The sequence below is a fragment of the Leisingera daeponensis DSM 23529 genome (assembly GCF_000473145.1).
GTDB lineage: Bacteria > Pseudomonadota > Alphaproteobacteria > Rhodobacterales > Rhodobacteraceae > Leisingera > Leisingera daeponensis.
In genome coordinates this window covers 67,492-93,808 of record NZ_KI421502.1, presented here as the reverse complement: position 1 = coordinate 93,808, position 26,317 = coordinate 67,492, and the positions used below count along the sequence as shown (strand labels likewise).

The 26,317-nt window shown below is 65.6% G+C and carries 24 protein-coding genes; 10 read left to right on the top strand and 14 right to left on the bottom strand.

Annotated elements, in window-relative coordinates:
• Positions 1-188: 188 nt before the first annotated feature.
• Together DAEP_RS0120600 and DAEP_RS0120595 are read right to left on the bottom strand one after the other, a co-directional pair.
• Entirely contained in the window at positions 189-1,880 is a 1,692-nt protein-coding gene (locus DAEP_RS0120600) for a thiamine pyrophosphate-binding protein (protein WP_027246024.1), read from the bottom strand.
• Between the two features lie 200 nt (positions 1,881-2,080).
• Positions 2,081-3,004: a LysR family transcriptional regulator gene (locus DAEP_RS0120595; protein ID WP_027246023.1), complete on the bottom strand. Its 924-nt coding sequence runs from the start codon at positions 3,002-3,004 to the stop codon at positions 2,081-2,083.
• Positions 3,005-3,157: 153 nt separating this feature from the next.
• Between DAEP_RS0120595 and DAEP_RS0120590 the strand changes: the two genes are divergently transcribed.
• From DAEP_RS0120590 to DAEP_RS0120565, 6 genes are all read left to right on the top strand, one after another.
• Positions 3,158-4,168, top strand: a complete 1,011-nt coding sequence (locus DAEP_RS0120590; protein ID WP_027246022.1) for a TAXI family TRAP transporter solute-binding subunit — start codon at positions 3,158-3,160, stop codon at positions 4,166-4,168.
• 249 nt (positions 4,169-4,417) lie between these two features.
• Positions 4,418-6,643 (top strand): TRAP transporter permease, encoded by a 2,226-nt coding sequence (locus DAEP_RS0120585; RefSeq protein ID WP_027246021.1) that lies wholly within the window; start codon positions 4,418-4,420, stop codon positions 6,641-6,643.
• Positions 6,640-7,905 (top strand): NAD(P)/FAD-dependent oxidoreductase, encoded by a 1,266-nt coding sequence (locus tag DAEP_RS0120580; RefSeq protein WP_027246020.1) that lies wholly within the window; start codon positions 6,640-6,642, stop codon positions 7,903-7,905. Before DAEP_RS0120585 ends, DAEP_RS0120580 begins: the two co-directional genes overlap by 4 nt.
• Positions 7,902-8,630 carry an aspartate/glutamate racemase family protein gene (locus DAEP_RS0120575; RefSeq protein WP_027246019.1) on the top strand — a complete coding sequence of 243 codons (729 nt, stop codon included), beginning with the start codon at positions 7,902-7,904 and terminating at the stop codon, positions 8,628-8,630. The genes DAEP_RS0120580 and DAEP_RS0120575 overlap by 4 nt, the downstream gene beginning before the upstream one ends.
• 195 nt (positions 8,631-8,825) lie before the next feature.
• A complete protein-coding gene (locus tag DAEP_RS0120570) occupies positions 8,826-10,079 on the top strand; it encodes an aminotransferase class V-fold PLP-dependent enzyme (protein WP_027246018.1) in 1,254 nt (417 codons plus the stop codon).
• A gap of 296 nt (positions 10,080-10,375) precedes the next feature.
• Positions 10,376-12,793 (top strand): GcvT family protein, encoded by a 2,418-nt coding sequence (locus DAEP_RS0120565; protein WP_027246017.1) that lies wholly within the window; start codon positions 10,376-10,378, stop codon positions 12,791-12,793.
• A gap of 156 nt (positions 12,794-12,949) precedes the next feature.
• On the opposite strand, the gene DAEP_RS0120560 is transcribed toward DAEP_RS0120565, so the two are convergent.
• The 3 genes from DAEP_RS0120560 to DAEP_RS23105 form a co-directional block, all read right to left on the bottom strand.
• Positions 12,950-13,336, bottom strand: a complete 387-nt coding sequence (locus DAEP_RS0120560; RefSeq protein ID WP_027246016.1) for a type II toxin-antitoxin system death-on-curing family toxin — start codon at positions 13,334-13,336, stop codon at positions 12,950-12,952.
• Positions 13,333-13,557 carry an AbrB/MazE/SpoVT family DNA-binding domain-containing protein gene (locus DAEP_RS0120555; protein ID WP_008558191.1) on the bottom strand — a complete coding sequence of 75 codons (225 nt, stop codon included), beginning with the start codon at positions 13,555-13,557 and terminating at the stop codon, positions 13,333-13,335. Before DAEP_RS0120555 ends, DAEP_RS0120560 begins: the two co-directional genes overlap by 4 nt.
• Before the next feature lie 81 nt (positions 13,558-13,638).
• Positions 13,639-14,526, bottom strand: a complete 888-nt coding sequence (locus DAEP_RS23105) for a LysR substrate-binding domain-containing protein (RefSeq protein WP_036761549.1) — start codon at positions 14,524-14,526, stop codon at positions 13,639-13,641.
• A gap of 209 nt (positions 14,527-14,735) precedes the next feature.
• On the opposite strand from DAEP_RS23105, the gene DAEP_RS0120545 reads away from it, so the two are divergent.
• Positions 14,736-16,088, top strand: coding sequence for an MmgE/PrpD family protein (locus DAEP_RS0120545; RefSeq protein ID WP_027246015.1), 1,353 nt, complete (start codon positions 14,736-14,738; stop codon positions 16,086-16,088).
• 117 nt (positions 16,089-16,205) lie between these two features.
• On the opposite strand, the gene DAEP_RS0120540 is transcribed toward DAEP_RS0120545, so the two are convergent.
• Positions 16,206-17,627 carry an aldehyde dehydrogenase family protein gene (locus tag DAEP_RS0120540; RefSeq protein WP_036761520.1) on the bottom strand — a complete coding sequence of 474 codons (1,422 nt, stop codon included), beginning with the start codon at positions 17,625-17,627 and terminating at the stop codon, positions 16,206-16,208.
• Positions 17,628-18,015: 388 nt separating this feature from the next.
• Between DAEP_RS0120540 and DAEP_RS0120535 the strand changes: the two genes are divergently transcribed.
• The gene (locus tag DAEP_RS0120535) at positions 18,016-19,443 is read left to right on the top strand and encodes an efflux transporter outer membrane subunit (RefSeq protein ID WP_036761547.1); all 1,428 of its coding nucleotides are present in this window, start codon (positions 18,016-18,018) and stop codon (positions 19,441-19,443) included.
• Between the two features lie 95 nt (positions 19,444-19,538).
• Here the strand turns inward: DAEP_RS0120535 and nqrM are convergent, their stop codons facing one another.
• The 3 genes from nqrM to DAEP_RS0120520 form a co-directional block, all read right to left on the bottom strand.
• The gene (nqrM, locus tag DAEP_RS0120530) at positions 19,539-19,778 is read right to left on the bottom strand and encodes a (Na+)-NQR maturation NqrM (protein ID WP_008558301.1); all 240 of its coding nucleotides are present in this window, start codon (positions 19,776-19,778) and stop codon (positions 19,539-19,541) included.
• 33 nt (positions 19,779-19,811) lie between these two features.
• Complete coding sequence (locus tag DAEP_RS0120525) at positions 19,812-20,846, bottom strand: FAD:protein FMN transferase (protein WP_027246012.1); 1,035 nt, start codon at positions 20,844-20,846, stop codon at positions 19,812-19,814.
• 67 nt (positions 20,847-20,913) lie between these two features.
• Positions 20,914-21,102 (bottom strand): hypothetical protein, encoded by a 189-nt coding sequence (locus DAEP_RS0120520; RefSeq protein WP_008558377.1) that lies wholly within the window; start codon positions 21,100-21,102, stop codon positions 20,914-20,916.
• Positions 21,103-21,211: 109 nt separating this feature from the next.
• On the opposite strand from DAEP_RS0120520, the gene DAEP_RS0120515 reads away from it, so the two are divergent.
• Complete coding sequence (locus DAEP_RS0120515) at positions 21,212-21,736, top strand: CBS domain-containing protein (RefSeq protein WP_027246011.1); 525 nt, start codon at positions 21,212-21,214, stop codon at positions 21,734-21,736.
• 61 nt (positions 21,737-21,797) lie between these two features.
• On the opposite strand, the gene DAEP_RS23100 is transcribed toward DAEP_RS0120515, so the two are convergent.
• The 4 genes from DAEP_RS23100 to gstA are packed head-to-tail and all read right to left on the bottom strand — an operon-like array spanning position 21,798 to position 23,994.
• Entirely contained in the window at positions 21,798-22,784 is a 987-nt protein-coding gene (locus DAEP_RS23100) for an NAD(P)H-dependent flavin oxidoreductase (RefSeq protein ID WP_036761517.1), read from the bottom strand.
• A complete protein-coding gene (locus DAEP_RS0120505; protein ID WP_027246010.1) occupies positions 22,781-23,002 on the bottom strand; it encodes a tautomerase family protein in 222 nt (73 codons plus the stop codon). Before DAEP_RS0120505 ends, DAEP_RS23100 begins: the two co-directional genes overlap by 4 nt.
• Before the next feature lie 3 nt (positions 23,003-23,005).
• Positions 23,006-23,386, bottom strand: a complete 381-nt coding sequence (locus DAEP_RS0120500) for a nuclear transport factor 2 family protein (protein WP_027246009.1) — start codon at positions 23,384-23,386, stop codon at positions 23,006-23,008.
• Positions 23,383-23,994, bottom strand: coding sequence for a glutathione transferase GstA (gene gstA, locus DAEP_RS0120495; RefSeq protein ID WP_027246008.1), 612 nt, complete (start codon positions 23,992-23,994; stop codon positions 23,383-23,385). The genes DAEP_RS0120500 and gstA overlap by 4 nt, the downstream gene beginning before the upstream one ends.
• A 108-nt stretch (positions 23,995-24,102) precedes the next feature.
• Here gstA and DAEP_RS0120490 point away from each other — a divergent pair, with 108 nt between their 5' ends.
• A complete protein-coding gene (locus tag DAEP_RS0120490) occupies positions 24,103-24,987 on the top strand; it encodes a LysR family transcriptional regulator (protein ID WP_027246007.1) in 885 nt (294 codons plus the stop codon).
• Between the two features lie 95 nt (positions 24,988-25,082).
• Here DAEP_RS0120490 and nqrF read toward each other — a convergent pair whose 3' ends face one another.
• A complete protein-coding gene (gene nqrF, locus DAEP_RS0120485) occupies positions 25,083-26,303 on the bottom strand; it encodes an NADH:ubiquinone reductase (Na(+)-transporting) subunit F (RefSeq protein ID WP_027246006.1) in 1,221 nt (406 codons plus the stop codon).
• Positions 26,304-26,317: the final 14 nt, after the last annotated feature.

The window sequence follows — 26,317 nt, the reverse complement described above, 5'->3', positions numbered from 1 at the left end:
TGATAGCGGGTTTCAGGATTGATAACCGGCCAGCAGGGAAAAGCAAATCGGGCGCAGCGGAACGGGGAAGCGAAACCTGAAGCAGAGGGCAGCGTCCGTCCGCGGGCGGAAGCGAAGCGCCCGCCCATGGGGGCGGACGGGCGCTGCCCGGCGGTGCCGCCGGGCGGCAGGCAGGGTCTTGCAGAGGATCAGCCCATCCAGCGGCGCACCGGCGCGGCGGCCTCTTCCAGCGCCTGGCAGGCCACGTCGATCAGGGTTGGGCCGTCATGGGCAAAGGCCTCCTGCACGGCTTGCTCCAGATCCTCCGGCCTCTCCACCCGCCAGGCCTTGACCCCGAAGGCCTCGGCCACCGCTGCGTGGCTGGTGCGGTTGAAGTCCACATTATAGTAGCGCTTGCCGCAATCATCGCGCTGGCTGGCCTTGATCCAGCCGAAGCTGGCGTTGGAAAACACCACATACGTAATCGGCGCGTTGCAGCGCACCACGGTTTCCAGCTCGCCGCAGGTGAAGTTGAAGGACCCGTCGCCCATCAGCCCCACGACCTTGCTGTCAGGCCGCCCAAACCAGGCACCCAGCGACGCGGACAGGGCATACCCCAGCGCCCCATGGGCGCGGTTGGTGATGTACTGCCGGCCCGGGTGCTTCTGCTGCGAGTAGGCGTTGTAATAGGGGCAGCTGGTGCCGGGGTCCGAGACCACGATGGCATTATCGGGCAGGTTGCGGTTCAGCGCGCGGATGATCTGCTCCGGCAGGACCTGTTCGGTCTGGCTGGCCGCCAGCGCCTCGAACCTGGCGAACTTGCGCTGTTTGAGGTCTGCGATTTTCGCGGCGCCGCCAAAGGTTGGCAAATCGCCCGCGCGGCTGTCGAGATAGGCGTTCATTGCCGCCAGCGCCAGCCTCAGGTCCGCGACCACCCCGACTTCGGCGGGGTAGTTGGCACCGATCACCATCGGGTCGCTGTCGATATGCACAATGCGGCAGCCGGGCTTTGGCGCCTCCCAGCGCGATGTGGTGGTGGACCCGGCCCGGCAGCCCAGGAACACCACCAGATCGGCAGCCTCCATCATCTCCCAGGTTTCATCGGTGCCGCCGTTGGAGCCGACAACCCCCAGCGATTGCGGGTGGGTGTCGGCCAGCGACCCCTTGCCGGAAATCGAGGTGCCCACCGCGATGTCGAGACGGGAAGCGAGCCGGTCCAGCTCCGCCATCGCATCCGAAATCACCACGCCGCCGCCGCAGACGATCAGGGGCGATTTGGCGGAAAGGATGGCCTCGGCGGCGGCCTCTGCCGCGCCCGGTTCCGGCGCGGCGCGGTAGGCGGGGTAGCTTTGGTGCCTGGGATCGCCCCAGATATCACCGGCCGGAACGTCGTCGTGCTGAATGTCATACGGCAGCCCCAGATGCGCGGCGCCGGAGCGGCCGGTGGTCATCGCCCGGAACGCCTGGCGCACCATGCGCGGGATGTGGTCGGCGCGCTTGATCACCGTGTTGAACTTGGTCAGCGGCGCCATTAAAGCCTCCTGGTTCACCTCGGTCAGCGGGTATTTCCCGTAGGAGCCGACGGAAATGTCCGTGGTGATCGCCAGCACCGCATAGGAGCTTTCATTGGCCTCGATCAGCCCCGGCAGGATATAGGTGGCGCCGCCGCCGGACGGACCCTCGCAAACGCCGGCCCGCCCGGTCACGCGGGAAAACCCGTCGGCCATATAGGCCGCGCTGCGCTCGTCGCGGGTCAGAACGTGGGTGATGCCATGCTCCAGCCGGTTCATCGCATCGTAGAATGGCAGCGTGGTGTCGCCGCACAGGCCAAAGATATGGGTGACGCCATGCGCCTCAAGCGAGCGCACCATCGCCTCGGCGCCAGTCATAGTGGTTGTCATGGGGGGGCCTCCCAAAGCCTGCATAGAACCTGCCCCGGGCCGCAGCCCAGGATTCGCACTCATAACTGTATACAATTCTGTAGATAGAAGTGAAGGCTAAACTTCTGCAGGAAATTCAGCTTCTAAGATCAATGTGCTAAGCGCCCGCAGGCATGACGCGTGCGGTCAGGACGGGGGGCCGAATTCTCCTAAGCGTCCGCCTACCTTGCGGAGGCCGCCAGGATTTCCGTCACATATTCGCGCCAGGCCGAGGCAAAGCTGGCGGCGAGCTGCGACAGCGGCCGCTCGCTGGGGGTCAGGATCGAATAGCCAAAGGGGATCTTCGGCTCGAACGGCAGGAAGCGGATCCGCGCCTCGCCCGCGTGGCTGCGGCGGTAGCTTTCGGCGCTGAGCACATCGACCACGGCACAGGCCTGCCCGGCCGCGATGAAGTGGAACAGAGGCAGGAAATACTGCGCGTCATAGCGCAGGTTGAATTCGGCGCCCGCGGCCTGAAACGCCTGCGAGGTGGCCTGATAGGTGGTGTGGTCCGGCTGCAGCGCGCCCATAGGCTGGCCGCTGAGGTCCGGCGCGGTGATCACTTCCTGCTGCGCGAGCGGATGGCCGGCCGGTACTGCGCACAGGCAATTGCTGGGCAGTTCCTCCGCCGCATAGAGTTTGCGGTCGCCGCGGAACCGGGTCATGTCGCAGAACCCGATGTCAAAGCTGTTGGCGGCGACCAGGCTGCGCACCTGCGGCGAGGACCGGGTGGCCAGCGTCACCCGCACCTCGGGCTTTCCGGCCACGAACCGGCTGATGAATTCCGGCAGCAGATAGGTCGACGGCCCCGGCATCGCCACGATGCGGATAGACCCCTGCACCCGGTCGCGCATGTTGGCCAGGTTCTGCTGCGCGGTTTCCATCCGCGACAGGATCTCGGTCGCCTCCGCCATCAGATACTGCGCTTCGGGCACCGGCACCAGGCGGCGGCCTTCGCGCAGGAACAGGGGCAGCCCCAGCTCCTCCTCCAGCGTCTTGATGGCGGCGCTGATGGCGGGCTGGGTGCGGTGCAGGTTGCGCGCCGCCTGGCTGACCGAACCGGTCTTCATGACCTCATGAAAGACCGCAAGCTGATGAGAGTTCATGTTCCGGCCCCCTTAGCGCAAACCCATCATAAATCCGATCTATACATACAGTATAATTTTAAATTTGTACTTATGAGTTTCCTTACTCATGATGCAAAAATCGGAGGAGAGAGCTGCCGGGCAACGCGGCAGCCAAAAACAAGGGAAGAGACAATGGGATTTATCAAGACACTGACCGGGGCCGCGCTGGCCTGCACCATGCTGACCGGAACAGCGGTGGCGCAGGACATGACGTTTTTCCGCATCGGCACCGGCGGCGCGGGCGGCACTTATTTCCCGATCGGCGGCATCATCGCCAACGCGATTTCCAACCCGCCCGGCTCGCGCGCCTGTGACGAGGGCGGCAACTGCGGCGTGCCGGGCCTGGTGGCAATGGCGCAGTCGACCAACGCCTCTGCCCATAACGTGAACGCCATTCAGGCAGGCCAGATGGAGGCAGGATTGTCCGGCGCCGCGACCCTGCATTTCGCCTACCACGGCAAGGGCAAGTTCGAAGGCAACGCCAAGCCCGACCTGCGGGTGATCGCCAACCTGTTCCCGGAAGACCTGCACCTGGTGCTGCCCGAGGGCCACAAGCTGGAAAGCCTCGCGGATCTTAAGGGCAAGCGCGTGGGCATCGCGCAGGCCGGCTCCGGCACCCAGATCGCGGTGGAGCTGATCCTGAACGACCACGGCGTCAACCGCGATAACATCGACGAGGCCGAACTGAACAACGCCCAGTCCGCCGAACGCATCGCAGACGGCCAGCTGGACGCCTACTTCTATGCCGCGGGGACGCCGGTTGCGGCGATGATCCAGCTCGACAACACCAAGGGGATGGAACTGCACAACTGGTCCGAGGAAGAGGTCAAGATGGCCAATACCACGGTGCCCTACTACATCCCCTCGACCATTCCGGGGGGTACCTATCCGGGCGTGGATTACGACGTGAACACCGTCGCCGTCTCCGGGATGCTGGTCACCAATGCCAGCATGGATGAAGAGCTGATTTACCAGATCACCAAGGCGATGTGGTCCGACACCGCCCGCAAGCTCTTGGACAACGGCCACCCCAAGGGCAAGGCGATCACGCTGGAAACCGCGCTGGACGGCGTTGAGGGCATCGGCGTGCCGCTGCATCCGGGGGCTGAACGCTTCTATCGCGAAGCCGGAATGCTGAAGTAACGCTTTTCCACGGCATCTCAATACATAAAGAACCGCCCGGCGGCACCGCCGGGCAGCGCCCCACCCTCCCCGCGGGAGGGCGATTGACGCCCACCCAGGGTCGGGCGCTGCCCTCAGTGTCACAAAGCAACCTGGCCCTCTGTTTCAAAGAATTACCGGAAAGCTTAAGCACCTGTTGCAAGGAGATCCTCGCTGCTGCTTTACGTTTCCCGGCACCCTGCCGGTGAAGCCCGGAACTGGAGACCCCCGATGTCCCTGGACACCCATCTCGACACCAAGGCGCTTGAGGAGCTGGAGAAGCAGTACGACTCCGCTCTGAACACGCGCGACAACGGACCCAAGCTGACGGGGTTCATCTATTGGGCCAGCATCGCCTTTGCCCTGTATCACCTGTGGACGGCCGGGTTCGGCACGCCGGTGGACCATGTGCATATGGGCATTCACCTGGCGGGCCTGTTCCTGTTCATTTTCGTGGGCTTTCCCATTATCCGGACCGCGCGCAGCCTGGACTGGCGCGGACCCAATCCGCTGCGCCCCGGCAATGTGCCGCTCTATGACTGGGCGCTGACCGGCCTCAGCATTGCGGCGGCGCTGTTTCTCTGGGTCAGCTGGCGCGGCTTTGACATGTTCGGCTTCGACATTGCCGAACAGGCGCTGCGGCAGGGCAACCCGTCCAGCCTGGATGTGTTCTTCGGCTCGGTGCTGATCCTGACGGTGCTGGAGATCGCGCGCCGCACCATCGGCTTTGTGCTGCCGCTGATCATCCTCGTGTTCATGGTCTATGCACTGTTCGGCCCCTACATGCCCGCGCAGATCCTCAAGCACCCCGGCGTCAACTGGCAGCAGTTCGTCAACAACATGTATTTCCCGTCCGAAGGCATCTTTGGCGTGACGCTGTGGGTGGTTTCCACCGTGGTGTTCCACTTCGTGCTGTTCGGCGTGGTGGCGCAGCGGATGGGGCTGGGGCAGTTCTTTGTCGACAACGCCATGCTGCTCGCTGGCCGCTATACCGGCGGGCCGGCCAAGGTGTCGGTGGTGTCCTCGGCCTTCTTCGGCACCATCTCCGGCTCGTCCATTGCCAACACGGTCTCCACCGGCTCCCTGACCATCCCCAACATGAAGAAAATGGGCTACCCCGGCCATTTCGCAGGCGGGGTTGAGGCCGCGGCCTCGGCAGGCGGGCAGATCACCCCGCCGATCATGGGCGCGGCTTCCTTCCTGATGGCTGAATATCTGGAAGTGCCCTACACCACCATCGTGATCGCGGCGATTGTGCCCGCGCTCATGCACTATATCGGGGTGATTTCGATCGTGCATTTCACCGCCAAGAAGCTGGGCCTCACGGCCTATCCCAAGGAACAGCTGCCCAAGTTCCTGCAGGTCTGGAAGGACGGCTGGTACACCATCATTCCGCTGATCGCGCTTCTGCTGGTGCTGTTCTCGGGCTATTCGCCCAACATGGCGGCTTTCATCGGCCTCAGCCTGTGCATCGTCGTCGGCTTCTGCGCCTTTGACAAACCGGCCACGCTGCTGGTGCCGCTGGCGCTGCTCGCCTTCATTTTCTGGAAGGCGTCGCCCTATTCCGGCGAGGGCTACACGCCCGTCATGGCCGGGATGCTGGCGGCGCTGACCGTCATCGGCTGCCTGCACCGCAACGAGCGGCAGAATTTCCGCGACCTGTTCGACAGCTTCCATGTCGGCGTGCAATACGCCCTGGCGGTGGGGGCGGCCTCTGCCGCGGTGGGCATCGTGGTCGGTGTGATCAACACCACCGGCGTCGGCTTCCGCCTCGGCTTCATGGTCACAGGCGGCGCGGCGGATATGGCAGCAGCGATTGCGCCCTTCCTGGACTGGACCTCGATCGAGGCGTTCAGCCAGCCGTCGATCCAGCAGTTCCTGTCGCTGGTGCTGATCGCCATGGCCTGTATCCTGATGGGGGCCGGACTGCCGACCACCGCGCTCTATATCATGCTGGTCGCGGTTGCGACGCCTGCCCTCAGCCAGCTCGGCGTGCCGCCGCTCGCCACCCATATGTTCGTGCTCTACTACGGTGTGATTTCCGAGATCACCCCGCCGGTCTGCGCCTCGGCCTATGCGGCGGCGGGGATTGCGGGCTCCAACCCGTTCCGCACCGGGCTCAACGCCTTTACCCTGGGGCTGGGCAAGCTGATGGTGCCGATGGTGTTTGTCTACGCGCCCACCATGCTGATCGTGCTGCCGGAGCATTTCACGCTGCTGAGCTTCACCCAGGTCACCCTGACCTGCGCGGCGGGCGTCTTTGCCATCGCCACCGCTGTTTCGGCCTACTTCCTGGCGCCGCTCGGCGGTATCTGGCGGCTGCTGATGGCGGTCGGGGGACTGCTGCTGGTGGCGCCCTCCGGCGGCTCCGACATCGCAGCGCTTGCGGTGATGGCGCCGGTGCTGCTGCAGCAGCTGGGCCAGCAGCGCAAGCTTCAAGCCGGGGCGGCGCAATGAGCGCCCCCGTCTCCCCCGATGTGACGGTTCTGGGCGCCGGGATCGTCGGCATCTGCTCGGCCTTGAGTCTGGCAGAAAGGGGCCTGCGGGTCCGGCTCATCGACCGGGACGCACCGGGCCAGGCGACGTCATACGGCAATGCCGGCATCATCTCGCCCTGGTCGGTGGTGCCGCAATCCATGCCGGGCCTGTGGAAGAAGGTGCCGGGCTGGCTGCTGGACCCGCTGGGGCCAGTGACGGTGAAACCTGCCTACCTGCCCAAGGTCGCACCCTGGGGCTTGCGGTTCCTGTCGGAAGGGCGCGAAGGGCGGATTCAGCAGATTTCCGGCGCGATGGACACGCTGAACCGCAACTGCGTCGATCTGTACCGCCAGCACCTCGCGGGGACCGGGCATGAGGATCTGGTGCAAGACAGCTATTACGTCCATGCCTTCCGCAATGCGGACGCGGCGGACCTGAATTCGGTGGATTACCGGATGCGCGGCGACCGCGGCGCGGAGATGGAACGGATCGGCGCGGCGGAGCTGCGCGATCTGGAACCGGCGCTGACGCCGGAGTTTCAGGCCGCCATCCTGATCAAGGGCCAGGCCCGGGCAACCTCTCCGGGCCGGATTGGCACCATTCTGGCGGAGAAGTTCCTAGCGATGGGCGGGGAAATCCTGCGGCAAACCGTGCGGGCGATCCAGCCGTCCGGGACCGGCGGCTGGACCTATACCACCGAGACGGGCCAGGAGTGGACGCCCAAGCTGGTGCTGGCGATGGGCGTCTGGTCCGGCGAGCTGCTGAAACCCTTGGGCATCAGGATCCCGATGGAGTCCGAGCGCGGCTACCACGTTTCATTCAAAAATCCGGGCGTCGCGCTCAACAATTCGATCATGGATATGGACATGAAATTCGTGGCCTCCTCGATGGAGGAAGGGCTGCGGGTGGCAGGCACCGCCGAATTTGCGGGCCTCGATCAGCCCCTGAACCGGAAACGGCTGGACGGGCTGGTGAGGCTGGCCCGCGCGCTGCTTCCGGACCTGCGGGCGGAGGATATGGACACCTGGTCCGGCCAGCGTCCCAGCCTGCCCGACAGCTTGCCCTGCATCGGCGAGGTCGAAGGCTTCCCCGATCTGATCGCCGCCTTCGGCCACAGCCATTACGGCCTGATGATGGCCCCGAAAACCGGGCGGCTGGTGGCGGATATCGTCAGCGGCACGCCGGTGAACGAAGACCTCTCGCCGTTCCGCGCGCGGCGCTATGAAAGGATCAAGTCATGACCATCCACCCCGGCGGGCAGAACATCTGCGGCGTCTCCATCGGTGTTCTGGCGCTGGAGAGCTACTTTCCCAAGCCCCCCGGCCATATCAAGAACCCCTCCAGCCTGCCCTTCACCACGCTTTACGAGATGCTGGACGGGATTACCGTGCCGAAACTGCTGGCCAACCCCACGGGCGAGATGAGGGACCGGCTGATCGCTGCCGCCAAGCGGCTGGAGGCCAAGGGCGTGCGGGCGATCACCGGCTCCTGCGGGTTCCTGGCGATTTTCCAGAAGGAGATCGCCGCAGCGGTGAATGTGCCGGTGTTTGTCTCCTCGCTGATCCAGGTGCCGCTGGCGCATCAGATGACCGGGCGCACGGTGGGGGTGATCACCGCCTCTGCCGGCAGCCTGACGGAGGCGCACTTGCACGGTGTCGGCGCTGAAAATACGCCCATCGTGGTGCAGGGGCTGGACGACGCGGAGGAGTTCTCCACCGTGATCCTGCGCAACGAGCGCACCGCGATGGATCTGGCCAAGGTGGAGGCAGAGCTGCTGGCCGCCGCCAAGGGCCTGATCGCCCGCAATCCTGAGATCGGCCCGATCGTGCTGGAATGCACCGATCTGCCGCCCTATGCCCATGCGCTGCAAGCGGCGCTGAACCGGCCGGTGTTCGACATCATTACGCTCTCGGAAATGGTTCACCGGGCCGCCCTGCGCGTGCCGTTTTCGGGGTTTATCACCTGACCCAGTGAAGGCAGTGCCCGCCCGTTTTGCCGGAGGCAAACCTTTGGTTTGACGGGGCGGACAGCCGCTGCCCGGCGTTCCGCCGGGCGGTTCCTTACAAACGTTTCCGCCCTTAGCCCCGGATTTTTTGGATGCCCCCGCCCGGCAACCGCCCTACTGTGCCGGCAAATCAAACGCTTTTCTGTTGGACTTGCCATGCCCCAGATCACTGACGCCCTCCTTGACCAGATCCGCGCCCGTTTCGCCCAGGTGGACGAATGCCCCCAGCAGGGGCCGCGGGTGTTCTTTGAAAACGCCGGCGGCGCGCTGACGCTGAACGCGGTGGTGGAAACCTCCGCCCGCTATGCCGCGATCCCCGACAACCAGGGCCGCGACAATCCCGGCAGCCACGAGCTGGTGCGGGTGATCGCCAAGGCCAAGGACGACATGCGCGTGATGATGAACGCACCGGGCGGCCAGTTCTTCGCGGGCGAAAGCGGCACAGAGCTGTTGTTCCGCCTGATTATGAACGCCTGCCTCGGCACCGCGGAGGGCGGCACCGTGCTGGGCTCGACGCTGGAGCATCCAGCCACCCGCTCCGCCTGCGCCCGCTGGGCCGGGGTGGCGCGGCAGACGCATGTGCTGATCCCGCATGACGGCGCCACCGGCACTATCACGGCGGATGCTTATGCCCGTGCGGTCACGCCGGATACCGTGGTGGCGACCATCGTCCATACTTCGCCGGTCACTGGTATGGGCGTCGATCTGGCCGCCTGCGCCGCCGCCATCCGCGAAGTTGCGCCGGAGTGCCTGATCATCGTCGACGGCATCCAGCACGCCGCCCACGGGCGGATCGACCTGGCGGCCTACGGCGTGGATGGCTATGTGATCTCGCCTTACAAGATGTTCTCGCGCCACGGCTATGGCCTCGCCTGGATTTCCGACCGGCTGACCGCCCTGCCGCATAATGCGCTGATCGGCGGGCCGGAGGACAACTGGGAAATGGGCACCCGCGACACCGGCAGCTATGCGACGCTGTCGGATGTGGCGAATTATCTGGAGTGGCTCGGCGGCGAGGTCAGCGGTGCCACGGACCGGCGCGCAAAATTCGTGGCCGCGGGCGAGGCGATCCATGCCCACGAGAAAACCCTGACCGACGCCATGATCTTTGGCACCGGCAACCTGCCGGGCCTGGCGGAGATGGCGGGCGTCACCATCCTCGGCGGTGCGGACAACCCGGCGCGCGAAGGGCTGGTGTCGCTGACCGTCGCAGGCGTGCCCTCGGCGGATGTGGTCAAACGCCTGAACGATCAGGGCATCCGCACCCATCTGCGCAAGGCGGACCATTACTCCGGCAACATCCTGACGCCGCTTGGCATGGACAGCTGCGTGCGCGTGTCCATGTGCCACTACAACAGCGTGGGCGAAGTGGCGAAATTCCTGGGCGTGATGAAAGAGATCACCGGGTGAAAAACAGAGCTGAGGGCGGCGCCTGACCTTGGGTGGGCGCGAAAGCGCCTTCCCGTTTTGCCGGAGGCAAACCTTCGGTTTGACGGGAAGGTCAGGCGCTGCCCGGCCTCTCGGCCGGGCGGTCCGTATCTGAAGGGATCGCTCCAATGACCCAACAAATCCGGGGCCATTGGGTCTGAATTCTTCACGGGTCATCCCCTGCCACGGCGGCTAGGGTCGCCCGGAAGGATTTAAGCGGCCCGCCCCAGCCTGCAGGGCGCGCCGATTCAGGCACGCAGGCAAGGGAACAAGAACGCATGAAAACCCATGCACAGGCAGTTGTCATCGGCGGCGGGCTGGTCGGCTGCTCGATCCTCTACCACCTGGCGAAACTCGGCTGGAAAGACGTGGTGCTGCTGGAACGCGATGAGCTGACCGCAGGCTCCACCTGGCACGCGGCGGCCAACATCCACGGGCTGCACGACAACAACAACGTGACCCGCATCCAGCACTACACGATGAACCTGTATAAAGAGCTGGAGAAGGAAACCGGCCAGGGCTGCGGCGTGTTCCAGCCCGGCTCCCTGTACCTTGCCAAGACCGAAGAGCGCGAGCACCAGCTGCGCCTGCAAGAGGCCAAGGCGAAATACTATGGCCTGAACTTCCATGAGGTCAGCCGCGAGCAGGCCAAGGAACTTCACCCGCTGGCGCAGTTTGATGACATCCGTTGCATCATGTTTGAACCCGACGGCGGCAATGTGGACCCCTCGGGCGTGACCATGGCCTATGCCGCTGGTGCCCGCGCCATGGGCGCGCAGGTCGAACGCTTCTGCCCGGTGACCGGCACCGAACAGCAGCCCGATGGCAGCTGGATCGTGAAAACCGAAAAGGGCGACATTCACACTCAGTGGGTGGTCAACGCAGGCGGCCTCTGGGGCCGCGAGGTCGCGGCGATGGCGGGCCTCACCCTGCCCTTGCAGCCGACCGAGCACCAGTATTTCGTGACGGTGTCCATCGACGCGGTCGCCAATCTGGGCCGCCGCCTGCCCTCGATCGCCGACCGCGACGGCGAGTATTATTTCCGGCAGGAGGGCAACGGCTTCCTGATCGGCGCCTATGAGAAGGACATGCGCTTCTGGGCTGAAGACGGCACCCCGCTGGACTTTGCGCATGAACTGTTCCCCGACGATCTGGACCGGATCATGGAAAACGTGATCCGCGCAACAGAACGCGTGCCCTGTGCCGAAACCGCAGGCGTCAAGCGCGTCATCAACGGCCCGATGATCTGGTCGCCGGATTCCAACGCCCTCTGGGGTCCGGTGCCGGAGCTGAAAAACTACTTCTGCTGCACCGGCATCATCCCCGGCTTTTCCCAGTCCGGCGGCCTGGGCCTCTTGGCGGCGCAATGGATGATCGAGGGCGAGCCGCAGTACGACATGTTCGCCTGGGATCTGGCGCGGTTTGGCGACTGGGCCGACAAGAAATTCACCAAGGCCCGGGTTGAGGACCAGTACGCCCACCGCTTTGCCATCCATTTCCCGAACGAGGAACGCAGCGCCGGCCGCCCGGCCCGTGTGCGCCCGGCTTATGAGATGCAAAAGGAAATGGGCTGCGTCTTTGGCCTCAACTGCGGCTGGGAGCATCCGCTGTGGTTTGCGGACGCGCCCGGCGTCAAGGAAACCAGCAGCTTCACCCGCCAGAACTGGTGGGAGCCGGTGGGCCGCGAGGTGAACATGCTGCGGGAAAACGTTGGCGTGATCGACATCTCGAACTTCGCCAACTACGTGATCAAGGGTCCGGGCGCCCATGCATGGCTGGACAAGCTGGTCGCCAACAAAGTGCCCGCTGAGGTGGGCCGCTCCTGCCTGACCCCGCTGATTTCCGTGCGCGGCGGCGTGGCCGGTGATTTCACCATCACCAAGGTGGCCGATGACGAATACATGATGGTCGGCTCTGGCATGGCGGAACGCTATCACCAGCGGTTCTTCAACATGGTGGAACTGCCGGAAGGCACCACCTTCGAGGTCGCCACCAACCGCATTGCCGGTTTCAATGTGGCCGGTCCGAAATCCCGCGACATGCTGCAGCGGCTGACCAATGCGGATCTGTCGAACGAAGGCTTCCGCTTCATGCGCTCGCGCACCATCGACGTTGCCGGGGTGGAGTGCCTGGCGATCCGTGTCTCCTTCACCGGCGATCTGGGCTGGGAGCTGCACTGTGCCGAAGAGGACCAGGTCAAGCTGTATTCCGCCCTGCTGGCCGCCGCCGCGGAGTTCGATGGCGGTCCGGTCGGCGGCCGGGCGCTGGGAAGCTTGCGGATCGAGAAGGGCTATGGCTCCTGGGGCCGCGAATACAGCCAGGAATACTGGCCGCAGGAGGTTGGCCTCGCCGGTCTCATCAAGCTGGACAAGGATTTCCTTAACAAGGACGCCTATCTGAAGATCAAGGACAACGCCCCGCGTGAAGTGCTCTCGGCCTTTGAAATCGACGCTGTGAACGACGCCGATGCCTCCGGCGGTGAACCCATCTTCACGCCCGAAGGCAAACCGGCCGGGCGGGTGACCTCCGGTGCCTACGGCTACTCCGCGGGCAAGTCGCTGGCGCTGGGGTATGCCAACCCGGCGGTTGCGGGGCCGGGGGATGCGGTCGAGGTGTTCATCCTCGGCAAGCCGCACAAGGCGCGCATTCTGGAAGCGGCAGCCTTTGATCCTTCGGGTTCACGGCTGCGGGCCTGAGGCACTGCGACAAGAAAACGGGCCGCTTGAGGTGGCGGCCCGAATACATACGCAAAGGACAGCGCCCGGCCGCGGGCGGAAGCGAAGCGCCCGCCCATGGGGGCGGTCGGGCGCTGCCCGGCCTTCAGCCGGGCGGGTCAAAACTGTTGGCAAAAACTATACAGGCACCATCCCTGCCGTCAGCCACTCCGCAAATGCGGCCTCGTCCACATCCCCCGTGGCAAGGTCCTCCATCATCCGCACGCCCACCACCGGGTCAGGGCGGAACTGGTAGCCATTGAGGCGCAGAAAGGTGATAGCGGTCACAAACGCCGTGCGCTTGTTGCCATCAACAAATGCGTGCGCCTTGGCGATCCCGAACGCATAGGCCGCGGCAACCTCCGCCACGCCTGCATCCGAATAGGCCGCAAGGTTCATCGCCCGCGCGCAGCCCATCTCCAGCAGCGCCCTGTCACGCATCCCCGCTGCACCGCCGTGGCGGGAAATCTGCCGGTCGTGAATGACAGTAACGGCTGCCAGCGGCACCCATTTATAAGTGCTCACGCAAGCGCCTGAAGCAGGTCGCGGTTCTCATCCATCACGATCTCAGCCGCCGCCAGCGCCTCCGCCACGGAGGGGTCATGCGCCATCACCTTGAGGCTGCCATCATCGCCGCGCACCACAAACAGCGTGTCGCCTTCCTTGGCGTCCAGCATCGTCAGCATCTCCGTCGTCAGGGTGATGACAGCGGAGTTTCCGACTTTTCTGATCTTGGTCTCAATCATTGGCAGGCCCTTTGTATATATACCCGTATATACGGCAAGCGCCGCCGGAATTCAATGTCCTCGGCACCCGGCAGTCAGGCGCTACAGCTCCATCTCCGCCGCAGCCTGCAGCAGCCAGGTCTTGAAATGCTTGACAGAGGGCGTTGCCGCCTTGTCCTTGAAGGTGGCGAAATAGGTCCAGGGGCAGTCAAGGTCAAACGTGAACGGCTCCACCAGACGCCCGCTGGCCACCTGCTGGCGCACCAGCGACTTCGGCAGCACCGCGCACCCCAGCGCATTGGCCGCAAACTCCAGCCCCATGTTGGAGGAATTGGTCTGCAAACCGCCCTTCTGCTCGATCCCGGTCAGGCCGAAATGCCCGGCGATCCTCTCCCAATAGACCGGGCGGCCGAGGATGTGGATCAGCTTGGCCTGCGCCAGCTGTTCGGGCCGGGTCAGCGCCTCGCCGCCCACCCGGTAATCCGGCGCGCAGACCAGCGCCAGCTTCTCGTCCCACAGCTTAACCGCCGGTCCCGTCACATCATCCACGTGGTTGATGGTGATCGAGATGTCCGAAACGTTGGTCTCCACGTCCACCCAGATGGTGCTGTGAATGGTCAGGTCGATGCCGGGATGCGCCGCGGAAAACCCCTCGATCACCTTCAACAGCCAGCGTTCCGCCAGGCTGACCGGACAGGAGATCACCACCTCCCGCTTGTGGCTTTGCGAAATGAGGAGTTGCGTGGCTGAATCAATCTCCTGCAGCGCATGGCGGACCGAGGGCAGATAGGCCTCCCCCACGTCGGTCAGCGACAGGGACCGCGGATGGCGCACGAACAGCGGCCGGCCGATGAACTCCTCCAGGCTGCGCACATGGTTGGAGACAGCGGACTGGGTGCAGTTCAGCTCATCCGCCGCCGAGGTGAAGCTGAGGTAGCGCGCGGCGGCCTCGAACGAGCGCAGGAATGTCAGATGGGGGAGATTCTTCATCAGGCGGTCCGCTGGCGGTTTCGGGGCCATGTTCACATGCTTTGGAATGCGCCGCAATTCCCAAGGGTTAGCGGCCCGGAACAGCCCGGAAACGAGGTCTTGCGCGCTTTTCACGAAATATAGCAGGCCTATGACCCCGGTTTATTTGCGGGTCACCGGCCCCTGGCCCCCCTAGCCTGACGCGGGAAACGCCCTGCGAGAGAACCGCCATGACCGCCACCTTCGACCGCGCCGCCGATTTCACCTTTGGCCTCACCCCCGCTGACCTGCCGGAAACCACCCGGCAGGCGGCGGCGCTGATGTTCCTCGACACCCTGGGCATCACCATCGCCGCCACCCCGATGGAGGCCGGCCGCATCGCCCGCGGCACCGCCGTGGCGCTTTACGGCTGCGGCGAGGAGGGGCTGGGCGCCCGCCTTATGTTCGACGGCCGCCGGGTCAGCATCGCAGGCGCCGCCTATGCCGCCGCCACCGCCACCGACAATCTGGACGGCCATGACGGCTATGCTCCGACCAAGGGCCACATCGGCGTGGTGGTGATCCCGGCCATCGCCGCGCTGGCGGAAACCGTGCCGGACTTCTCCGGTCCTGAGGCACTGGCAATCACCACTGTGGGCTATGAATTGGCAGGCCGCGCCGCGCTGTCGCTGCATGCCACCGTCAGCGATTACCACACTTCCGGCGCCTGGAACGCGCTGGGGGTGGCGGCGGTGGCGGCCCGGATGCGCGGGCTGTCCCGCGCCCAGCTGCGCGAGGCGCTGGGAATTGCCGAATTCCACGGCCCCCGCAGCCAGATGATGCGCGAGATCGCCAGCCCCACGATGCTGCACGACGGCTCCGGCTGGGGCGCGATGGCCGGGATGTCGGCGGCGGTTCTGGCCGAGAAAGGCTTTACCGGCGCGCCCGCGATCACCATCGAGGAAGACCGGGTGGCGGAACACTGGCAGGACCTCGGCAGCTTCTGGCAGATGGAGCATCAGTATGTGAAGCCCTACCCGGTCTGCCGCTGGGCCCATGCCCCGATCGACGCGCTGCGGCAGGTGATGCTGGAGCACGGCCTGACCCATGAGCAGATAGAGAGAATCCGCATCAACACCTTCCACGAAAGCGCCTGCCTCTACCCCGGCATCCCCGTCACCACCAGCCAGGCGCAGTACTCGCTGGGCTTTGCCGTGGCGGTGCAGGCGGCGTATGGCCGGATCGGGGTCGAGCATATCTCCGGCGCGGGCCTTTCCGACCCGCTGGTTGCCTCGATCCACGAGCGGATTTCGGTCGCGGAGGCCGCGCGCCATTCGGTCCGTTTCCCGGCCTGCCGGGTCGCCGATGTGGCGGTGACGCTGACCAGCGGGCAGGTGATCGAGTCCGGCGATGTCCACGCCCGCGGCGGCCCCGAAGCACCGTTTTCCCGACAGGACGTTGAGCGCAAGTTCATGGAATTCGCCGCCCCTGTGCTGGGCGCAGCCCGCGCCAGCGCGATCCGCGATGCGGTTCTGGGATTCACCCGAAGCGGCAGCATGTTCTCGGATCTGAGCCGTCTGATCTACGGCGCGCCCGCCCCCTGAGAAGAACGATGAACGGCATGGCAGCCGCGGGCGTGCCGTGACAGAGAGGGTGCGAGGGGCCGGCCCCTCGCGCTCCCCGGAGTATTTCGGGAAAGATGAAAGCCCTAGGCGGCGGTCTCATCCGAAATGCAGGGTTTTCACCTCCTGATAATCCTCCAGCCCCATCATCCCGCCTTCGCGGCCATTGCCGGACTGCTTGTAGCCGCCGAAGGGCGAGCCGTAATTGAAGCCGCCGCCGTTGATATGCACAGCGCCCGCGCGCAGCCGGGCGGCCACCCGCTCGGCGCGGTCAGGATCGCCGGTCTGCAGATAGGCCGCCAGCCCGTAAGGGGTATCATTGGCGATGCGGATCGCGTCCTCCTCGTCCTCGAACGGGATGATCACCAGCACCGGGCCGAAGATCTCCTGCCGGGCGATGGCCATGTCATTGGTCACATCGGCAAAGACGGTGGGGCGCACATACCAGCCCGCGTCCAGCCCGTCCGGCCGGCCCAGCCCGCCGGCCAGCACGGTGGCGCCCTCGTCGATGCCGGTCTGGATCATGCTTTGCACCCGGTCGAACTGGATCTGGTCGAACATCGGGCCGATGTGATCGCCCTCCTCTTCCGGGTCGCCGACGGCCTGGCCCTGCGCCGCCGCCGTGGCGATTTCCAGCACCTGATCGTAGCAGCTTTGCTCCACCAGCATCCGGGTCGGCGCATCGCAGCTTTGCCCGGTGTTGTAAAAGCATTCCAGAACCGAGGCGGTGACCCTCTCCTCCAGGTCGGCATCGGCAAACACCAGGTTCGGGGATTTGCCGCCCAGTTCCAGCGTCACCCGCTTGACGGTATCGGCTGCGTCCTTGGACACCGCGATGCCCGCCCGGGTCGAACCGGTGAAGGACATCATGTCGATACCGGGATGCCGCGACAGGCCTGCGCCAACGGTCGGGCCGTCGCCGTGGATCAGATTGAACACCCCCGCCGGAAAGCCCGCGTCATGGATCATCTGGGCATACACCTCGGCCGAGACCGGCGTATGCTCCGACGGTTTCAGCACGCAGGTGCAGCCCGTGGCCAGCGCCGGCAGCACCTTGAGCGCGATCTGGTTCACCGGCCAGTTCCAGGGCGTGATCAGGCCGCAGACCCCGATCGGCTCGCGCACCAGGATGTCGCCGTTGGGCAGCGTCTCGCGCAGGTCCTGTGCTTTCAGCGCCTCCAGGATGGCTTCCAGATGCCCGATCCCCGAATCGGCCTGGGCCTCGCGCGCCATCGTGATCGGCGCGCCCATTTCGGCCCGCATCGCCTGCGCCAGCACTTCGCGCCGCTCCATGCTGATTTCCAGCAGCTTCTCCAGCAGCGCGATCCGCTCCTCCCGCGAGGTCCGCGAGTAGCTGCCGAAAGCCTCCCTGGCGGCCGCGACGGCCGCATCCACATCCATTTCGTCGCCAAGGATGATCGTGCCGATCCGCTCCTCCGTTGCCGGGTTCATCACCGGGAATTCCCGGGTCGAATGCGGCGTCACCCAGGCGCCGCCGATATAGAATTTTTGCAGGTCCATCAGGTTGTTCTCACTTTCACGTCGCAATTGCGGTTCAGCTGTCCCAAAGGGCTGCCGTCGGCGGCGCCGCGGCTGGGGTTCAGCCTGCGCACCGGCAAACAGTGGACCTGCCCCTTGCATGCGTCAAGCGCAGGCGCGGGCGGGCGGGCCGTCTCCTGTCTGGCGCGGCGCGCTGCTGACTGGGCTGGCAGGATGACCCGCCTTGGCCGGGCCGGAGGGGGCAAAAACGGCAGGCCCGCCCGGATTTCCGCAGCCTCCGGCCTGTGGGCCGCGCGCATCAGTGCCGGACAAAGCCGCGGCCGGCGGCAGGAAGGTCTTCGCGGCGCCGCCCGGTGCTGCCTATGATTCCGGGAACGCCCGCATCAGACTGGGCGCCCAGAGGCAAGCCATGAGCAGATCCAATTGGACAGCCCGTTCCGTGCTGCTGGCCGGAACTCTCCTGTGCGGCTGCACCGTCGCGGGCCGGGATTACCAGCGTCCCGCCTTCGCCGTGCCGGCCAGCTATTACCAGACCCGCTCCTTTGCCACCGCGCAGGGCGCGGCAGAGACCTGGTGGCAGGGGCTGAACGATGCCGCCCTGGACCGGCTGGTGGCGGCCGGGCTGGCGCAGAACCTGGATATCAAATCCGCCCGCCAGCGCCTCAAGGCGGCTGAGGCGGTGCGCCGCGCCAGCGGCCGCCCGGAGCAGGTGCGCGGCGATCTGGAGGGCAGTTCGGTCTTTTCGCGCCGGGAATCGCAGGACGGTTCAACCAGTCTCGATTCCGCCGAAATCGGCGCCACCTATGTGTTCGACCTGTTCGGCGGCTTCCAGCGACGCTCCGAACGGGCGGTCGCAGACCGCGACGCGCAGTTCTACCAGATGGCCACCACCCGGCTGGCGATCATCGACGCGATCACCCGCACCTATATCGAGGCGCGGTTTTTCCAGCGCGGCGCCGCCGTCACCCGCAAGACGATCGAGCTGCGCCAGCAGATCCTGGCCACGGTGGAGGAGCTGAAGGCCGCCCGCGCCGTCCTTGCCCTGGATCTGGAGCGCACCAAGCTGCAGGTCGCCAGCGCCAAGGCGGATCTTCCCGGCTTCATCTCCGGCTATGAGGCTGCCGTGTTTGCCCTGGCCACGCTGCTGGACCGCGACGCCTCCGAGGTGTTTGCGATGATGCAGAACAGTTCCGGCCAGCCCCATCCCTCAACCCAGCCCGAGCTTGGGGTGCCTGCCAGCCTGTTGCGCAACCGCCCCGATGTGCTGCTGGCCGAAGCCCAGCTGCGCAGCGCCACCGCCAGTATCGGTGTCACCGAGGCGGAGCTTTACCCGTCGCTCGAAGTCACCGGCTCCATCGAGGCATTCCGCGGCCTGCCCGATCTCTACCAGATCGGCCCGTCGCTGCGGCTGCCGCTGTTCAACCGCCCGGTTCTGCGCGCGTTCCACGAGCGCGCCATCGCCGAGGCCAAGGCCACGGAATACGATTACCGCGCAGCGGTGCGCGGCGCGGTGGAGGAGGTGCAGGCGCAGCAAAGCGCGCTGAGGGCCGCCCGCGAGCGCACCGCAGCGCAGGCGCAGGCGGTCGGACTGGGCGGCAAGGTTGCCGATCTTGCGCGCGAAACCTTCCGGGCCAATGAAATCACCCTGTTCGACCTTCTGAACACCGAGGAAGCCTTGCGCGACAACGAGCTGGGCCTGATCGCCGCCCGCCGCGACCTGGCGCTGGCCTGGTCCCGGCTGCAGATCGCCTTGGGCAAGGGCTGGGCGCCCGATCAGCCCCCGGCCAGCGCGGCCGCGGCCTTGGAGGCGGCAGAGTCAGACCCTGAGAGTGAGTAAGGTGAAACCGTGTTCCGCACGCCGCGGACCGGCCCGCCCCTTGGCGGCGCGGACGCTGCCCGCGCCGTGCCGCAGCCCTGACCGCAGCCTTGGCCTCATGCCTGTTCTTCCTGCATCTGCTCCACCATCCGGCGGGCGCGCTTGCACTGCAGCTTGTCGCGCAGCGGGCTGTCCGGGTCGATGTCCTTGGAACAGACCACGCATTTGTCGGCACCGGAAATCGCATTCAGGCCGCCGCAGCTGCCCTTGATCTTCTTGCCCATCAGCATCACCCCCAGCGACATGCCCAGGGTCACGATCAGCAGCAGGATAAAGGCCAATAGAAAGGTGCTCATTGGGGTCCCTCGCGATGTCGCTCAGTACGCGGCTCAGTTTCCGGTCAGCGCCTCGAAAGCGCTGCTTGCAGAGGTAATATAGGCATCTTCGCCGGCTTGCACGTCCCGATCGATGAAAAACACGGCAAGTTTATGCTGCTCCGCCAGCTTCAGCCCGTCCGCGCTGCCCAGAACCAGCATCGCGGTCGCCCAGGCATCCGCCAGCATCGCGTTTTCCGCGATCACCGTGACCGAGGCGGTGCGGTGCGTCACCGGCCGCCCGGCAACCGGGTCAAGGATGTGGGAATAGCGCTGGCCCTCATGCTCGAAATAATTGCGGTAATCGCCGGAGGTCGCCAGGCCCAGGTTGCTGACCGGCACGATCAGCTGCACCGTCTGCGCCGCCGCATCCGGTTTCTCGATGCCGATGCGCCAGGCCTCGCCCTTGGCGTTTTGCCCCTTGGTCACCAGATCGCCGCCGATTTCCACCATGTAGTTCTCAACGCCAAAGCCCTGCAGCGTCTGCGCCACCGCATCGACACCGTATCCCTTGGCAATGGCCGACAGGTTGATCCCGGTCTCCGGCGCGGATTTCTTCAGGGTGCCGGCCCCTGCATCCAGCGTCAGCAGCCGCGCCTGCCCGACGCCCTCCAGCGCTTTGGCGATGGCCGCATCCGACGGCACCGGATCCTCCGGCTTGCGCGGGCCGAAGCCCCACAGCTCGATCAGCGGGCCAAGCGTCACGTCGAACTTGCCGCCGGTCTTTTCATGCACGTCGTTGGCCGCCGCCAGCACATGGGCAAACTCCGGCGACACCCGCACCGGCGCGGTGCTGCGCGCGGCGGAAAAGGTGGACACTTCCGACGCCGGATCCCAGTTCGACATCTTGGCGTTCACCGCCGCCAAGGTGGCCTCCACCTCCGCCGCCAGCGCCTCCTGGTCCAGATGCTCGCCAATCGCGATCACGCTGTAGGTGGTGCCCATGGTCTGGCCCGACAGGCGCACCTCCTCCGGTTCGCTGCCGAACCAGCAGCCGGACACCAGCAGCACCGCGGGCAGGATCAGGGCAAGCAGGAACCGTCTGGGCATTGGTCAACCTCCGGGGATAAATCTGGCGCTGCTATGCCCCTGCCCCGCGCCAGAGTCAAACGCAGCCTCAGAACTTCAGCGGCAGAAAGGCCAGCGCCAGAAGGCCAAGCGCCGCGGGCACCCCGAACAGCCAGGCCCTCAGCCGCGCATCGGGCGGCTGGGTCTTCCAGTTCTGCCGGTACAGATGGCCGCAGACCACCACCACGAACACGGTCAGCACGCCGGTGACGGGGGTCAGGTAGAGGGATTCGAACATGTTGTTTTCCGGCCTTTGTTAGCGCTCGCGTCATTTCGCCCCTTCCCGGATGGCAATCCGCCGTTAAGATGGGGGCATGACCTGATGCAGGATAGGAGGAGACCCGCGCATGGCACCGTTCTCATACCAGCCTCCGACCCGGGGCGACAAGGCCGGGCAGCAAAGCCACAGCCAGTCGGCCGAGTCGAACTTGTCGCACGGCCAGTCGACCGTTGCGAAGCTACTGGAGGCCAAGGGCGACGCGATTTATGCGATCCGTCCGAACGACACCGTCGGCCATGCGGTGGAGGCGCTGCGCGACAAGCGCATCGGCGCGCTGGTGGTGACCGACCAGAACGGCGCGCTGCAGGGCATCCTGTCGGAGCGCGACATCGTGCGGCGGCTGGCGGAAACGCCGGGCCACACCCTGCCGCAGCTGGTCGAGGACATCATGACCCGCGAGGTCAAGACCTGCAAACCGGACGACCTGCTGATCGACGTCGCCAAGGTGATGAACGAGGGCCGCTTCCGCCACCTGCCGGTGGTGAAGGACGACCGCCTGTGCGGGATGATCACGGTGGGCGACGTTGTGAACTTCCGCCTGCAGGAGCTGGAGTATGAGGCCCTGCGCATGAAACAGATGATCGTCGGCTAGGGCGCACTGCCCAACCGGCACCCGGCCGCCCCGCGCCCTGCCGGACACGGGGCGCAGGCGGTCAGGTCAAGGAGCTTGCCCGCCCGGCGGCGGACGCCGCCCTGGCAAGGCACTGCCGCGCGTCCGTCATGAGGCTCGCCAGAATATCCCCCGCAGGCGGCGCCGAGCGGATCATGCCGATGCCTTCGCCCGTAATGGCGGTTGCGATGTCCGGATCCCCCGCCTCCTGAGCCGCCGCCCATTTGGCCGCTTCAGCGCCCGCTTCCAGCTGCAAGGCGTCCTCTGCCCCGTGCCACTTCTGGATAAAGGGATTGCGCAGAACGCGGACGTTGTAACGGCCGGGCCAGTCCAGGCCGCGAACCACGTCCACCACCCGGGTGCGGATGGTGTCATCCCCCGTTGCCGCCAGCGCGCGGTCCAGAATGCGCGGATGCACCAGCGCCTCGCGCGAGGCCCAGAACCGGGTGCCGATCACCGCCCCGTCCGCGCCAAGCATCAGGGCCGCGGCAAGGCCGCGCCCGTCCGTGATGCCGCCTGCGGCGCACAGCAGCGCCTGGCTGTTCTGGCGCGCGATCTCGTCCGCGATCTCGGGCACCAGGGCAAAGGTGCCGCGGGCCTCGCCATGGCCGCCGGCATCCGCCCCTTGGGCGACGATGATGTCGGCACCGCACTCCAGCGCCTGCTGCGCATCGCGCAGGGTCTGGACCTGGCAGATCAGCGGCACGCCGGCCTGCCGAATCGCGGGCGCAAACGGCGCCGGGTCGCCGAAGGACAGGAAAACCGCCGCCGGGTCCTGCGCCAGCACCCGCTCCAGCAGGTGCGGCTGTTCCGCCAGCTTCCAGGTGATCAGCCCGCAGCCGGCGCGGGCGCCCGCGGCGATGGCGAACTGCTGTTCGATCCACCCGGCATCTCCGTAACCGCCCCCGATCATGCCCAGCCCGCCGGCAGTGCTGACAGCGCTGGCCAGCGCGCCGCCCGCCGCAAAGGCCATCGGCGCCTGGATCACCGGACAGGTGATCCCCAGCGCCTCTGTCAGCCGCGTCTTCATTGCGCCTGCTTCCGGTACTCCTGCACCGGCAGGCCGCCGACGCCCCAGTCCTCCAGCGCGACCTCGTCGATCACCACAAATGTGGTCGCCGGGGTCTTGCCCAGAACGTCCTGCAGCAGGCCCGTGACCCGGGAAATCAGCTGCGCCTTCTGGTCTGCGCTGGGGCCGGTGCCTTCGGGGCCGCCCTCGCGGGTCACTTTGATATTCACATAAGGCATCGTTCAGTCCTTTCGCGGAACATAGGAAAACACTTTGGCCACGATACGCCATTCGGCACCGTAGCGGACAAGGGTCAGCAGGTCGTGGAAATCCCGCCCCATCATGGTCATCCGGGCGCTGACACGGGCCAGCCGGCCGCTGGCAAAGGCAATCTCCAGAATCTCCTCCTCGCGCGGGTCGCCGCGTTTGGCCGGCGGCACACGCCCGTCGACGCGGGCCATGTAAGTCTCAAGATCCAGATACAGCTCGTCGCCTTCGGTGGCGCAGATGTAGGCCAGCTGCGGGTGGAAGACCTTGCGCAGCAGGGCGCTGTCGGCTTGATGGAGGCCCTCGAAATAGGCCTCCATCAGTGCGCCGACCTGTTTGTGGCCGGCGGGCGTCACTGGATCAGCCCCTCTGCGCGCATTGCAGCCTGGGCCGACGGGCGGGCAGCACTGCGGCCGACAAAGGCGGCCAGATTGGGCCAGCGGGCCAGGTCGATGCCGGTGAAGTTCGCCCAGTTCGAGACCACGAACAGATAGGCATCCGCCACCGAAAACCGGCCCTCGACCAGCCACTCGCGGCCATCCGCCAGCTGGGCCTCGATAAAATCGAACTTGCCCGCAACAGCGCTGCGCGCGTCGTCTTTGCCGGCTTCGGACGTGTCCTCGCGGAACAGCGGGCTAAAGGCCTTGTGCAGCTCGCTCCCGATCCAGTTGAGCTGTTCTTGCATCCGGGCCCGGGCCAAGGTGCCCGCCGCCGGCGCCAGACCTGCCTCCGGGTGGCTGTCCGCGATATACTGCAAAACCGCCGCCCCTTCGGTCAGGATGCTGCCATCGTCCAGGCCCAGGGCCGGAACATAGCCTTTGGGGTTGATCGCACGGTAATCCGCACCGCTTTCGGTCCGTCCCGCCGCGGTATCGACCGCTTCGATGTCAAACGGGCGGCCGGTTTCATACAGGGCGATATGGCTGGCCAGCGGGCAGGCACCGGGTTTGTAGTAGAGTTTCATGACAGTCTCCTGTTGCAGTGATGCCCCCTGACTACCTCCCGATATGATTGATTGATAATATCGAGTTTTCAAGATAACGATTGCAAAAACATATCATGTTGACACCTGATGAAACACGGCCAGCTCCTTGCCCTTGAGGCGATCGTCTCGACCGGCACCTTCCGCGGAGCCGCGGAGCGCCTGAACAAGTCGCAGTCCGCCATCAGCCACACCATCCGGCAGCTGGAGGAGGAACTGGAGCTGGAGCTGTTCAGCCGCGAAGCCTACCGCCCCGCGCTCACCCCGGCGGGCGAAATCTTCTACCGCGAGGCATCGCGGGTTCTGCGGCAGATGCAGGGGCTGCGGACGACCGCCGCCCGGCTGCGCGCCCGCGAAGAACCGGAACTGACACTTGCCGTCAGTGCCACCATGGATCTGGACCCTTTGCTGCCGGCGCTTGCCGAGACCGGGCGGCGCCACCCGGCGACCCACCTCCGGCTGCGCATGGAAATGATGGGCGGCCCGATTGCCCGGCTGATGGAGGGCAAGGCGGATATCGCGCTTGCCTCCCTTGACGGGGTGCCGCTGGACGACGTGGAGGCAGAGCCGGTTGCGGAGGTCACGATCCGGCCGGTGGCCAGCCCCGCCTTGAACCTGCCCGCCGGGTCCCGCGCCTTGTCGGCATCCGAAATGCAAAGCCATGTGCAGGTGGTCGCCGCCGGCACCGGCGGCGCTGCGCATGAACAGAGCCGCGATCTGTTGCCCGGGGGCTTGAAATGGACAGTTTCCGATCTCGCGGCCAAGAAAAAGGTGATCCTCGCCGGTCTCGGCTGGGGCGGCCTGCCGGATCACATGACGGAGGACGAACGGCGGTCCGGGGCCTTGCTTCCCCTGAACCTGGAAGGGTTTCCTTTACGCCGGACGATGATTTTCAAGATGCGGCGCAGGGACCAGGCAATAGGTGTGGTTGCCGATGAGCTTTGGAACAAGATCGGGACTGCCGTGCCGGCCTAGAGCAGGATCTGCCCCACGGCGGCCGATCCGCTCCAAACGGCGAAGCCCCGGATGTCTCCATCCGGGGCTTTTGATTTTCCGCTTCGGGGTCCGGCTCAGCCGCCGAAATCGTCGAGCATGATGTCCTCGCGGTCCACGCCCAGGTCCAGCAGCATGTTGATCACCGACTGGTTCATGATCGGCGGACCGCACATGTAGAATTCGCAGTCTTCCGGCGCCGGATGGTTCTTGAGGTATTCCTCATACAGAACGTTGTGGATGAAGCCGGTGTAGCCGTCCCAGTCATCGCCCGGCTGCGGGTCCGACAGGGCCACGTGCCATTCGAAGTTCGGGTTTTCCGCTGCGAGCTGGTCGAAGTCCTCGACAAAGAACATCTCTTTCTTCGACCGCGCGCCGTACCAGAAGCTGATCTTGCGGTTGGTCTTCAGGCGCTTCAGCTGGTCGAAGATGTGGCTGCGCATCGGCGCCATGCCGGCGCCGCCGCCGATGAACACCATCTCCTTTTCGGTGTCGCGGGCGAAGAATTCGCCGAACGGCCCGGAAATGGTGACCTCATCCCCCGGTTTCAGGTTGAAGATGTAGGACGACATCTTGCCCGCCGGAATGTCGCTGCTGCCCGGCGGCGGCGAGGCGACGCGGACGTTCAGCATGATGATGCCCTTCTCGTCCGGGTAGTTCGCCATCGAATAGGCGCGCTCGACCGGCTCATCCACCACGGATTTGTACTGCCACAGATTGAAGCGGTCCCAATCCTCGCGATACTCCTCCTGGATGTCGAAATCGGTATAGGCCAGCTGATGCTCCGGCGCTTCGATCTGGATGTAGCCGCCGGCGCGGAAATTCACGTCCTCGCCTTCGGGCAGCTCCAGCACCAGCGCCTTGATAAAGGTCGCCACGTTTTCGTTGGAGCGCACCTTGCATCGCCATTTCTTGACGCCGAAGACCTCTTCGGGGACTTCGATATCCATGTCCTGCTTGACCGCAACCTGGCAGGACAGCCGGTCGCCGCAGGCGGCTTCGCGCTTGGTGATGTGGCTTTCCTCGGTCGGCAGGATCGAGCCGCCGCCGGAATGCACCCGCACCCGGCACTGCGCGCAGGTGCCGCCGCCGCCGCAGGCGGAGGGGACGAACAGTTTCTCTGCCGCCAGCGTCTGCAAGAGCTTGCCGCCCGCGGGCACCGAGATGGTTTTTTCACCGTTGATGGTGATGTTGACGTTGCCGGTGGAGACCAGGCGGGAGCGGGCGGCCAGAATGACGGCCACCAGCGCCAGCACGATCACCGTGAACAGGACAACGCCGAGCGTGAAAGTTTCCATGTTTCCGCGCTCTC